Below are 11,091 nucleotides of genomic sequence, written 5' to 3'. Positions count from 1 at the left end.
GTGTATAAGAGAGAGGGGGAGGGGGAAGATGAGGCAGGTCGAGGTGGCGTGGGCTACCAGGCGGTTGGCGGGGTCCGTGAGGCGGGCCTCGGCCAGGGCGGTACGGCGGCCCCGCTGGAGCACCGTGCCCTCGCAGCGCAGCAGGCCGGTGTCGACTGTCACCGGGCGCAGGAACTTCACGTTGAGGTCCAGCGACGTGTAGCCGACGCCGGCCGGCAGCGTGGTGTGCACGGCGCACGCCGCGGCGGTGTCCAGCAGCGTGGAGAGGACGCCGCCGTGCACGGTGCCGAGCGGGTTGTAGTGGAACTCCTGCGGCAGCAGCTCGACCGCTACGCGCCCCTCCTCGGCCTCCATCCGGGACATGTCGACGAGGTGCATGATCGGCGGCGCGGCCAGCTCCCCGGCGATCATCGCCTGCATCAGTTCCAGGCCGCTGCGCCGGCCCAGGTGTGCGGCGCCGGCTGCCGGGTCGGACCAGGTGAACGTACGGGTGCGCTCCTGCGTCTGCGTCATGGACTCAGCCTCGCAGCGCGTTGCTGAGTCTGTCAATCAGACCTAGCCTGGTCGGCATGAGACCCGCGGCACTGGACTGGTCGGTGGAGAACTGCACCATCGCGCGCGCCATGGAGGTCCTCGGCGAGCGGTGGACCCTCGTCGTGCTGCGCGAGGTCTTCAACGGCGTACGCCGGTTCGACGACATGCGGGTGCGTACCGGCATCCCGCGCCAGGTGCTGACCAACCGGCTCGCCATGCTCGTCGAGCGCGGCGTGCTGCGCCGGGAGCCGTACCGCGAGCCGGGCAGCCGGCCGCGCCACGAGTACCGGCTCACCGAGATGGGGCTGGACCTGTGGCCGGTGCTCGTCGCGGTGCTCGGATGGGGCGACCGCTACCTGGCCGACCCGGAGGGCTCGCCGCTGAGCGTCGCGCACCGCGACTGCGGCGCCGAGGTCCGGGTCGCGTTGCGGTGCGCCGGGGGGCACGAGATCACCGAGGCGCGTGACGTGCTGCCCCGCCCGGGCCCGGGCGCCCGCCGCCGCGCACCCTGAGCCGCTCTGACAGATGATGTCGATGTTGTTGCTTCGGCGTTACACCGGGCGCTGGTGCGAATCCGGGCAAAGCCATGTCTTGCTTACGATCTTAAATGTGTGAATACTTTGGGCACCCGGGCGGTTTCCCCAGGTCGCCCGGGTTGTCCTCGGGCGCGCCCCCATGACAGCGCCCGTTCACCCCCATTCGGAGGTTGTTACATGCGACCCACGAGGTCCACGCTCCGCCGCGCCGCCGCAGTCGCCGTCGCCGGCACCCTGGTCACCGGCTCGCTGCTCGGCGCCCCCGCGCAGGCCGCCCCCACGGCCCTCTCGCCGGACGCCGCCGCCACCCTCGTCGAGAAGCTCGGCGCCCGCGCGGCCGGCACGTACGCCGACGCCAGCGGCAAGATGGTCGTCACGGTGACCGACACCGCCACCGCCCGCCAGGTGCGCGACGCCGGCGCCATCCCGAAGATCGTGGCGCGCGGCGCGGACAAGCTCAACGCCGCCACCAGCGAGCTGGAGCGCTCCGCCAAGATCCCCGGCACCGCCTGGTGGACCGACCCGGCCACGAACCAGGTCGTCGTCTCCGTCGACAGCACCGTCACCGGCGCCAAGCTGGAGCGGGTCAAGGCCGCCGCCGCCCGTCACAACGGCGCGATCCGCATCGAGGCCGAGGCCGGCGTGCTGAGCACCCGGATCTCCGGCGGCCAGGCGATCTACGCCGGCGGCGGGGGTCGCTGCTCGCTCGGGTTCAACGTCCGCAGCGGCTCGACCTACTACTTCCTCACCGCGGGCCACTGCACCAACATCTCGTCGAGCTGGTACAGCAACTCCGCGCAGACCAGCCTGCTCGGCACCCGGACCGGCACCAGCTTCCCGGGCAACGACTACGGCATCGTCCGGCACAACAACTCGGCCAACGCGGCCGGCAACGTCTCGCTCTACAACGGCAGCTTCCAGGACATCACCTCGGCCGGCAACGCGTACGTCGGCCAGTCCGTCCGCCGTTCCGGCAGCACCACCGGCCTGCGCAGCGGCAGCGTCAGCGCGCTCAACGCGACCGTGAACTACGCCGAGGGCAGCGTCTCCGGCCTCATCCGCACCAACGTCTGCGCCGAGCCGGGCGACAGCGGCGGCTCGCTGTTCGCCGGCACCGTCGCGCTCGGCCTCACCTCCGGTGGTAGCGGCAACTGCCGCACCGGTGGCACCACCTACTTCCAGCCGGTCACCGAGGCCCTCAGCCGCTACGGCGTGAGCGTCTTCTGATCCACGCACTCCCACGAACGGGCCGCCGGGTGACCGGCGGCCCGTTCCGCGTACCCGTCTCAGGCGCCCGCCCCGAGGCGGCCCGGACCGACCGGCGGGCCGTCCGGCCGGGGCGGCTCCGACGGCCGGGCCGTCCAGTGCCGGTGGGCCCGCCGCGCGGACAGCACCGCCGCCAGCGGCCAGAGCGTCACCGCGAGCGCGGCCACCCGCTCGGCCAGCCCGGTCCGGGAGCCGCCCGTCACCTCGGCCACCGACCAGCAGAACAACGCCAGCAGCACCGCCGTGACGGCCAGCGCCACCGGCCGGCGGAACGCCCACGGCGGCCGGCCCGCCGGGGAGGCGGCCACCGCGCGCGGCACCCTGCGGGGCAGGCGCAGCGCCGTCCCGGCCGGCCAGAGCGACAGTGCGAGCACCGCCACGGTGGCCACCACCCCGTGCGCCGGAGAGCCGCCCACCTGCGGACGGGGGAACGCGATGAGCGCGACGGTGGCCACCCCGCCGACCGCGAGCAGGAAGCGGCTGGGCAGCCCGGCGGCGTGCAGCGCGGCGGCGGTGGCGCAGTAGCAGCAGCCGAGCAGCACGAGCGCTCCGCCCATCAGCCACGGATCGGTCGCGCCCTCGCCGGCCAGTTCGCTGATCGTGTCCCGCACCGGGTCGTACCCCGGCCCCTGGCGGGCGCCCGCCACCGTCCAGCCCGCCACCAGCAGCGCGGGCGCGGCGGCCGCGGTGGCCACGGCCCAGGTCGGTACGGCACGCACCCGGCCACGGTAGACCGCCGGACCCGGCCCGCACGGCGCTTTGGCCACGCACCCGGGGCGGCCCGGCTCGACGGGTGCCGGGGAGCGGGCCCGCCCGTCCTGACAGAATGCGGGGGAGCAGTGAGTGGACCAGATTGAGGAGACGCCAGCCGTGATCCGTACCCACAATGCCGGAAGCCTGCGCGCCGCGGACGCCGGCTCGACGGTGACGCTCGCCGGGTGGGTGGCCCGCCGGCGCGACCACGGCGGTGTCATCTTCGTCGACCTGCGTGACGCCTCCGGCGTCGTGCAGGTGGTCTTCCGCGAGGAGGACGCGCACGCGCTGCGCAACGAGTTCTGCGTCAAGGTCACCGGCGAGGTGACCCGCCGCCCCGACGGCAACGAGAACCCGGACCTGCCGACCGGCGAGGTCGAGGTGACCGCGACCGCGCTGGAGGTGCTCTCCGAGGCCGCGCCGCTGCCGCTGCCGGTGGACGACCAGATCGAGGCCGGCGACGACATCCGGCTCAAGTACCGCTACCTGGACCTGCGCCGGGGCGGCCCGGCCAAGGCCATGCGGCTGCGCTCGCGGGCCAACCAGATCGCCCGCGGCGTGCTGCACGAGCGGGACTTCCTGGAGATCGAGACGCCGACGCTGACCCGCTCCACCCCGGAGGGTGCGCGCGACTTCCTGGTGCCGGTGCGCCTGCAGCCCGGTAGCTGGTACGCGTTGCCGCAGTCGCCGCAGCTGTTCAAGCAGCTGCTCATGGTCGGCGGCATGGAGCGGTACTACCAGATCGCCCGCTGCTACCGCGACGAGGACTTCCGCGCCGACCGGCAGCCGGAGTTCACCCAGCTCGACATCGAGATGTCGTTCGTCACCGAGGACGACGTGATCGACCTGGGCGAGGCGATCGTCTCGGCGCTGTGGAAGGACCTCGCCGGCTACGAGATCTCCCGGCCGATCCCGCGCATCACCTGGCACGACGCCATGTCCCGGTACGGCTCGGACAAGCCGGACCTGCGCTACGGCGTGGAGCTGACCGAGCTGACCGACTATCTGCGCGGCACCGAGTTCCGGGTGTTCGCCGGCGCGATCGACGCGGGCGGCTACGTCGGCGCGGTGGTCATGCCCGGCGGCGCCTCGCAGACCCGCAAGGAGCTGGACGGCTGGCAGGACTGGGCCAAGGCGCGCGGCGCGCGCGGCCTGGCGTACGTGGTGCTGGACGCCGAGACCGGCGAGCCGCGCGGCCCGGTGGCGAAGAACCTGTCCGAGGCGCACCTGTCCGGCCTGGCCGACGCGGTCGGCGCGAAGCCCGGCGACGCGATCTTCTTCGCCGCGAGCACGAACACCCGCGAGGCGCAGGAGCTGCTCGGCGCGGCCCGGATCGAGATCGCCAAGCGGTCGAACCTGGTCGACGAGAGCGCCTGGGCGTTCTGCTGGGTGGTGGACGCGCCGATGTTCGAACGCACGGACGACGGCGGCTGGACCGCCGTGCACCACCCGTTCACCTCGCCGAACGCCGAGTGGGTGGACCGGTTCGAGGAGGCACCGGACCGGGCGCTGGCCTACGCGTACGACATCGTCTGCAACGGCAACGAGATCGGCGGCGGCTCGATCCGTATCCACCGGGGCGACGTGCAGCAGCGGGTGTTCGACCTGCTCGGCATCACCGCCGACGAGGCGCAGGACAAGTTCGGCTTCCTGCTGGAGGCGTTCAAGTACGGCGCTCCGCCGCACGGCGGCATCGCGTTCGGCTGGGACCGGGTCTGCATGCTGCTGGCCGGCGCGGACTCGATCCGCGAGGTGATCGCGTTCCCGAAGACCCGGGGCGGCTTCGACCCGCTGACCGGCGCGCCCACCCCGATCACCGGGCAGCAGCGCGCCGAGGCCGGCATCGACGCCAAGCCGAAGGCGCCAGCCGGCCCGCACGCCGGCACCGCCGGCCCGGCCGCCCCGGTGGCCGACCCCACCTGATCGTTCGCCTGCCGGAACGGCCCGCGTCATGATGACGCGGGCCGTTCCGATCTTCAGGGGGACTGATGCACCTGCTCGTGGTGGGAGCCAGCGGCTTCCTCGGCGCCGAGGTGTGCCGGCAGGCGGTCGCCGCCGGGCACCGGGTGACCGGCACGTACCACCGCGCCGCCGTCGCGGTGCCGGGCGTCGCGCCGCACCGGCTCGACGTGACCGACCGCGCCGCCGTGCGCGAGCTGCTGACGCGGGTACGCCCCGGCGCGGTCGTCGCGACCCCCTACCGGTACGACGACTGGGCGGTCACGGCGGACGGGGCGGCCCACATCGCGGTAGCCGCCGCCGAGGTGGGCGCCCGGCTGGTGCACCTGTCCAGCGACGCGCTGCACGCCGGGCGGCCCACGCCGTACGCGGACGAGGACGTGCCCACGCCGCTGCACCCGTACGGGGCGGCGAAGGCGGCGGCGGAGACGGCCGTGCGGGCGGTGGATCCGGGCGCGGCGGTGGTGCGGACGTCGCTGATCGTGGGGGAGGGCAGCAAGCAGATCCAGCTCTGTCGGGACGCGCTGGCCGGGCGGGCCACGTTGTTCACCGACGAGCTGCGTTGCCCGGTGCACGTCGCCGATCTCGCCGCCGCGGTGCTGGAGCTGGTGCCGGGCGACTACGCCGGGCTGCTCAACGTGGCCGGGCCGGAGGCGGTGAGCCGCGCCGAGCTGGGCGTGCTGGTGGCCCGGCACGACGGGGTGGACGCGGGCGGGCTGCGCACCACCACGATCGCCTCCGCCGGGCAGCACCGCCCGGGTGAGGTGGTGCTGGACTCCGCCCGCGCTGCGGGGCTGCTGCGGACCCGCCTGCGGGGGATCACCGAGCTGTACGGCTAGTTGCACAGATTCTTTGCAAGCCTCTTGTGCATGGAATGTGTGCACAGATATTGTGCATCCTATGGAGGAGAAGAAGGAGCGCACCGTACGCATCGACCACCGACAGGTCCGTGCCCTGGCCCAACCGCTGCGCATGCGGCTGGTCGGGGCGCTGCGCGTGGGCGGTCCGGCCACCGCCACCGCCCTCGCGGAGGCGCTCGGCACCAACAGCGGTGCGACCAGCTACCACCTGCGCCAGCTCGCCGAGGTGGGTCTCGTGGTGGAGGACCCGAGCCTCGGCACCGGCCGCCAGCGCTACTGGCGGGCCGCGCACGACGTCACCAACTGGGAGTCCAGCGACTTCGACGACGACCCCGACGCGCGGGCGGCCATCGAGTGGATCGAGGCGGACTACGTCCGCTTCTTCGCCCAGCACGCCGAACGCTGGTTCGCCCAGCGGCACCGGTGGTCGGCGGACTGGCGCGACGGCTTCGGCATGGGCGACTTCTTCATGCGGATCCCGGTCGACCGCCTCAAGGCGATCCAGGAGGAGGTCTTCGCGGTCTTCGAGCGGCACCGCGACGCCACCGACCCCGACGACCCCGACGCCGAGACGGTGCAGTTCTACCTCGCCGCACTGCCGATGGACGCGGCCTACCCGCGGTCCACCCCGCCGCCCGCCGAGGAGAAGCCGTGACCGCGCTGTCCGTACGCCAGATCCGGTTCCGCTACCTCACGCTGTACGGCCTGCGCTGGCTGCCCACCGGCCTGCTCATGCCGGTGATGATCCTGCTGATGCAGGAGCGCGGGCTCACGCTGTCCCAGATCGGCCTGGTCGCCACCGCGCAGGGCCTCGTCGTACTGGCGCTGGAACTGCCCACCGGCGGCTTCGCCGACGCGCTCGGCCGCAAGCCGGTGCTGGTCGCCGCCTGGGCCATCGGCCTCGGCTCGCTGGCGCTCATGGCGGTGGCCGACTCGTTCTGGATGTTCTTCCTGGTCTGGGCGTTGCAGGGCGTCTACCGGGCGCTCGACAGCGGCCCGATGGAATCCTGGTACGTCGACGCCACGCTCGCCGCCGACCCGGAGGCCGAGTACGAGCGCGGCCTCGGCTGGGCCGGCACCGTGGTCGGCGTCGCCATCGGCGCGGGCGCGCTGCTCAGCGGCGGCCTGGTCGCGCTCGGCCCGGTCGGCCCGGTCAGCGCGCTGGCGCTGCCGGTGATCGTCGCCGCCGTGCTCCAGGCCGTGTCCATCGTGGCGCTGCTGGCGCTGATGGCCGAGCGGCGGCCCGCGACCGGCCCGGCCGCGCTGCGCGCCTCGGTGGTCGACGCGCCCCGCATGGTCGGGCAGGCCGTCGGGCTGCTGCGCCGCAACCGGGTGCTGCTGGCCCTGGTCGCCGTCGAGCTGTTCTGGGGCTTCGGCATGGTCACCTTCGAGTCGCTGCTCCCGGTACGCCTCGCCGACGTGGTCGGTGGCGCCGACCGGGCGGCGGCGCTGCTCGGTCCCGCCGGCACGGCGGCCTGGCTGGCGAACGCCGCCGGCGCCGCGCTCACCCCGTTCCTGCTGCGCCGCCTCGGTGCCGCCCCGGCCGCCGCGCTGATGCGGATCCTCCAGGGCGTGACGGTGGTCGGCATGGGCCTGCTGGCCGGCCCGGTCGGAGTGCTCATCGCGTACCTGGCCTGCTACGCCGTGCACGGCGCGTCGAACCCGCTGCACATGGGCCTGCTGCACCGGCAGGTCGACGGCCCGTACCGGACCAGCGTGCTCTCGCTGAACTCGATGGCCGCCCAGCCGGCCGGCGCGCTCGGCGCGGTCACGCTGACCGCGCTGGCCGACGCCACGAGCGTCAGCGTCGCCATGATCGTCGGCGGGGTGGTGCTCGCCGTGGCCGCGCCGCTCTACCTGCCGGCCTGGCGCGCCGCCTGCCGCACCCCGCAGGACGTCACAGTGGAACCGGAGGCGACGGCCGGCCCCGGCCACTCCGGCCTGGCGCCCGAGCCGGCCGGCCCGTCCCTCGACGCCGCCGCAGCCCCCGCCGGCCGGGACTGACCCCGGCGCGATCCGCCGGGACCGGACGAGATCCTGGCACACGAGCGCCCCTGTGACGGCCGTTCCGTACCAGGATCCCGGCGTGGGAGGCTGCGTCAGGCGAGCCGGATCGACGTGCGGCGTTCGGCGGCGGTGAAGCCGAGCCGGCGGTAGAGCCGGATCGCGCCCACGTTGTCCGGGTACACGCCCAGCGCCACGGCGTCGTACCGGTCGAACAAGGCACACGTCATCCCGGCGGTCAGCGCCGCGCCCAGCCCCCGGCCGCGATGCCCGGGCGCGACCGTCAGCCCGGCCAGGAAGCCGATGTCACCCCGGCTGCGATCGGCGCCGCAGGCGAGCAGGCGGTCACCGTCGCGGATGCCGTACCAGCCGACGATGCCCGGATCGCCCGGCCGGGAGGTGGTGCTCGGGAACGCCTCCTCGATCAGCGCGGCAAGCGCGGGACGGTCGGCCCCGGTCAGGCGTACCACCCGCTCCTGCTCCGGCTGCCGCGGCGGCGGGCCGGTGGTCCAGAGGAAGTCCCACTCGGTGAGCCGGGCCACCGGCAGCCGCGCGGCCACCTCGTCCGGATCGGCGTGGGAAAGGTTGATCGACTGACCGGCCCGCAGCGTCCCGTCCGCCCGGTGGGCGGCGAAGACGTCGAGTGCCGGGCCGGGTGCGCCGACCGCGCCGCCGGCCGACCACTCGCCCGGCGGGAGCAGCCACCCCACCGCGCCGCCGTGCCGCCATCCGCGTACGGCCTCGTCGCCCCGCAGCGCGTGCCGGGCGAACGGGTGACGGCGGGCCGCGGCCAGCAGCCCCTCCCGCTCCGTCAGCGACTCGTCGACCGTGATCATTCCGCCAGCGTACGAGCATCCCTGCTGGTACCGAGGGCCGAGGCACCTCCTGTTCCACGGTGGAGATTGACGAACAGACCGATTGGGTACATCCGTCGCCGACCTGCTGGGAACCCCCACCGGAGGAACGAAATGCTCGCCATTCTCGCGGCCATCGTGTTCGGTTTCGCGCTGCTGCTCGACTTCATGAACACCGACCTCGGCGCCCCCGATCTGTTCAGCACCACGACGCTCATGCTCATCGGCTTCCTGCTGCTCTCGCTCTACCTGGCCGGCGTCGGCTCCGGCCCGCGCGGCGGCGGTGGCGGCCGGTGGTACCGGGGCCGGCGGCCGGGCCGCGGCTGACCGGAAAAGACCACCCGGGCCGGGGCGGCGGCGCGATTCCGGCGTCGTCGGCCCGGCCCGGTACTGTTCTCGTGATGGAATCGGACGCCCTCTTCACCCTCGGCGAGCCGGCCGGCGCACCCGCGGGCGCGGGCGGCGCCGACGGCTTCACCGACACCCGGGCGGACTCGCCCCTGCCGGTGCGGATGCGCCCGGCGGGCATCGACGAGCTGGTCGGGCAGGAGCACCTGCTCGCGCCGGGAGCGCCGCTGCGTCAGCTGGTCGAGGGCGCGGCGCCGATGTCGGTGATCCTCTGGGGTCCGCCGGGCAGCGGCAAGACCACCATCGCCCACCTCGTGGCCCGGGCCACCGACCGGCGGTTCGTGGCGATGTCCGCGCTCACCGCGGGCGTTAAGGACGTGCGCGCCGTGATCGACACCGCGCGGCGGCAACGCCGGTCCGGCGGCCCGCCCACGGTGCTGTTCATCGACGAGGTGCACCGCTTCAGCAAGACCCAGCAGGACTCGCTTCTCGCCGCCGTCGAGGACCGGACGGTCACGCTGCTGGCGGCGACCACGGAGAACCCGTACTTCTCGGTCATCTCGCCTCTGCTGTCGCGCTGCGTGCTGCTCACCCTCCAGGCCCTTGACGACGACGACGTACGCGGGCTGCTGCGCCGCGCGGTGGCCGACGAGCGCGGGCTCGGCGGGGCGCTGGTCCTGGCCGAGGAGGCGGAGGACCACCTGGTCCGGCTCGCCGGGGGCGACGTGCGCAAGGCGCTCACCGCGCTGGAGGCGGCGGCGGCCACCGCTACCGCGCTGGGCACCGGCCGGATCGACCTGGCCGTGGCCGAGCAGGCGGTCGACGTGGCGGCGGTGCGCTACGACCGGGACGGCGACGCCCACTACGACGTGACGAGCGCGTTCATCAAGAGCATGCGCGGCTCGGACGTGGACGCGGCACTGCACTGGCTGGCCCGGATGCTGGTGGCCGGCGAGGACGCCCGGTTCATCGCCCGCCGGCTGGTGATCTTCGCCAGTGAGGACGTCGGCATGGCCGATCCCACCGCGTTGACAGTGGCCACCGCGGCCGCCCACGCGGTCGAGTACGTGGGCCTGCCGGAGGCACAGCTCAACCTGGCCCAGGCGGTCATCCACCTGGCCACCGCGCCGAAGTCGAACTCGGCCACCACGGCGATCGGCGCTGCCGTCGCCGACGTACGCGCGGGTCGGGGCGGCGCGGTGCCGCGCGGTCTGCGCGACGCCCACTACTCCGGCGCGCGGGGCCTCGGCCACGGCGCCGGCTACCGCTACCCGCACGACGACCACCGGGGGGTGGTCACCCAGCAGTACGCTCCGGACGACCTCGTCGGAACCGACTACTACCAGCCCAGCGGGCACGGCGCGGAGCGGGCGGTGGCCACCCGGCTGCCGCTGCTGCGCCGGATCGTGCGCGGGCTGCCGGCTCCGGCGACCCGGGCGGAGGCCGGCGCCCCGGCCGCCGCGAACGGGGCCCGGGTGGGGGGCGGCGAGCAGGCCAGCGGGGCGAGTGAGGGCGGCAGCGACGCCGCCGAGGGGGGTCAGTAGTGATGGCGCGTGGTCCGGAGCGGCCGGCGGACGGCCCCGACGAGCGGCGCGACCCGCGGGGCAAGGGCCGCCGGTGGGGACGGGGCCGGGCCGAGCCCGAGCTGGACCCGACGGTCGTCGGCGAGGAACTCGGCTGGATCGACGACCTGCGTACCGCCAAGCAGCAGGGCGGTGAACTCGGACCGGACGGGGGCGTCCCCGCGCCGCGCCCCGGCGCCGACCCGTCCTGGCCGGACGGCGAGCCGGCCCGGCCACCCCGCCCGGCCGCCGCGCCGGCTCCGGGCCCCGGTGTGCCGCCCGCCGGCCGGCAGGCTCCGCGGCCCCCGGCACCGGGCACCCAGCCGCCCTCGACCGGCCAGCCGGTTCCGCCGCCGTCACCCGCCGGCCGGCCCGGCACTCCGTCGGCAGGTGCCCGCGTCGTTCAGCCTCGCCG

At 74.6% G+C, this 11,091-nt stretch carries 11 protein-coding genes and 1 pseudogene; 9 read left to right on the top strand and 3 right to left on the bottom strand.

Annotated features, from left to right (window positions below; all coding sequences use genetic code 11):
• Window positions 1-513, bottom strand: a 513-nt coding sequence (locus tag EAD96_RS28470) for a PaaI family thioesterase (RefSeq protein ID WP_147457949.1), incomplete at its 3' end; no start/stop codon positions are given.
• Between the two features lie 56 nt (window positions 514-569).
• Between EAD96_RS28470 and EAD96_RS28465 the strand changes: the two genes are divergently transcribed.
• Window positions 570-1,046 (top strand): helix-turn-helix domain-containing protein, encoded by a 477-nt coding sequence (locus EAD96_RS28465; protein ID WP_121686406.1) that lies wholly within the window; start codon window positions 570-572, stop codon window positions 1,044-1,046.
• Window positions 1,047-1,247: 201 nt separating this feature from the next.
• Window positions 1,248-2,297, top strand: coding sequence for a S1 family peptidase (locus EAD96_RS28460; protein ID WP_120570529.1), 1,050 nt, complete (start codon window positions 1,248-1,250; stop codon window positions 2,295-2,297).
• Between the two features lie 59 nt (window positions 2,298-2,356).
• Here the strand turns inward: EAD96_RS28460 and EAD96_RS28455 are convergent, their stop codons facing one another.
• Window positions 2,357-3,055 carry a DUF998 domain-containing protein gene (locus EAD96_RS28455; RefSeq protein WP_233586203.1) on the bottom strand — a complete coding sequence of 233 codons (699 nt, stop codon included), beginning with the start codon at window positions 3,053-3,055 and terminating at the stop codon, window positions 2,357-2,359.
• A 151-nt stretch (window positions 3,056-3,206) separates the two neighbouring features.
• Here EAD96_RS28455 and aspS point away from each other — a divergent pair, with 151 nt between their 5' ends.
• From aspS to EAD96_RS28435, 4 genes are all read left to right on the top strand, one after another.
• The gene (gene aspS, locus EAD96_RS28450) at window positions 3,207-5,012 is read left to right on the top strand and encodes an aspartate--tRNA ligase (protein WP_121686405.1); all 1,806 of its coding nucleotides are present in this window, start codon (window positions 3,207-3,209) and stop codon (window positions 5,010-5,012) included.
• 65 nt (window positions 5,013-5,077) lie between these two features.
• Entirely contained in the window at window positions 5,078-5,887 is an 810-nt protein-coding gene (locus EAD96_RS28445; protein ID WP_121686404.1) for a sugar nucleotide-binding protein, read from the top strand.
• 61 nt (window positions 5,888-5,948) lie between these two features.
• Complete coding sequence (locus tag EAD96_RS28440) at window positions 5,949-6,563, top strand: helix-turn-helix domain-containing protein (RefSeq protein WP_120570525.1); 615 nt, start codon at window positions 5,949-5,951, stop codon at window positions 6,561-6,563.
• The gene (locus EAD96_RS28435; RefSeq protein ID WP_121686403.1) at window positions 6,560-7,912 is read left to right on the top strand and encodes an MFS transporter; all 1,353 of its coding nucleotides are present in this window, start codon (window positions 6,560-6,562) and stop codon (window positions 7,910-7,912) included. The genes EAD96_RS28440 and EAD96_RS28435 overlap by 4 nt, the downstream gene beginning before the upstream one ends.
• A 95-nt stretch (window positions 7,913-8,007) precedes the next feature.
• Here the strand turns inward: EAD96_RS28435 and EAD96_RS28430 are convergent, their stop codons facing one another.
• On the bottom strand, window positions 8,008-8,748 hold the full coding sequence (locus tag EAD96_RS28430) for a GNAT family N-acetyltransferase (protein ID WP_121686402.1): 741 nt from the start codon (window positions 8,746-8,748) through the stop codon (window positions 8,008-8,010).
• A gap of 132 nt (window positions 8,749-8,880) precedes the next feature.
• On the opposite strand from EAD96_RS28430, the gene EAD96_RS28425 reads away from it, so the two are divergent.
• The 3 genes and pseudogenes from EAD96_RS28425 to EAD96_RS28415 all read left to right on the top strand — a co-directional run.
• Window positions 8,881-9,093 (top strand): hypothetical protein, encoded by a 213-nt coding sequence (locus tag EAD96_RS28425; protein WP_013285485.1) that lies wholly within the window; start codon window positions 8,881-8,883, stop codon window positions 9,091-9,093.
• 74 nt (window positions 9,094-9,167) lie between these two features.
• Entirely contained in the window at window positions 9,168-10,658 is a 1,491-nt protein-coding gene (locus EAD96_RS28420; protein ID WP_121686401.1) for a replication-associated recombination protein A, read from the top strand.
• Between the two features lie 2 nt (window positions 10,659-10,660).
• Window positions 10,661-11,091, top strand: a pseudogene (locus EAD96_RS28415) (hypothetical protein); the annotation flags it as partial.

The organism is Micromonospora sp. BL1 (genome assembly GCF_003667485.1).
GTDB classification, from domain to species: domain Bacteria; phylum Actinomycetota; class Actinomycetes; order Mycobacteriales; family Micromonosporaceae; genus Micromonospora; species Micromonospora tulbaghiae.
This window is presented reverse-complemented; position numbering and strand designations above follow the sequence as displayed.

What these genes read in the sequence shown, in the direction of transcription:
- EAD96_RS28420 (WP_121686401.1), top strand. Translation starts at nt 9,168, where the DNA reads ATGGAATCGGACGCCCTCTTCACCCTCGGCGAGCCGGCCGGCGCACCC.
- EAD96_RS28465 (WP_121686406.1), top strand. Translation starts at nt 570, where the DNA reads ATGAGACCCGCGGCACTGGACTGGTCGGTGGAGAACTGCACCATCGCG.
- EAD96_RS28440 (WP_120570525.1), top strand. Translation starts at nt 5,949, where the DNA reads ATGGAGGAGAAGAAGGAGCGCACCGTACGCATCGACCACCGACAGGTC.
- EAD96_RS28460 (WP_120570529.1), top strand. Translation starts at nt 1,248, where the DNA reads ATGCGACCCACGAGGTCCACGCTCCGCCGCGCCGCCGCAGTCGCCGTC.
- EAD96_RS28445 (WP_121686404.1), top strand. Translation starts at nt 5,078, where the DNA reads ATGCACCTGCTCGTGGTGGGAGCCAGCGGCTTCCTCGGCGCCGAGGTG.
- EAD96_RS28425 (WP_013285485.1), top strand. Translation starts at nt 8,881, where the DNA reads ATGCTCGCCATTCTCGCGGCCATCGTGTTCGGTTTCGCGCTGCTGCTC.
- EAD96_RS28430 (WP_121686402.1), bottom strand. Translation starts at nt 8,748, where the DNA reads ATGATCACGGTCGACGAGTCGCTGACGGAGCGGGAGGGGCTGCTGGCC.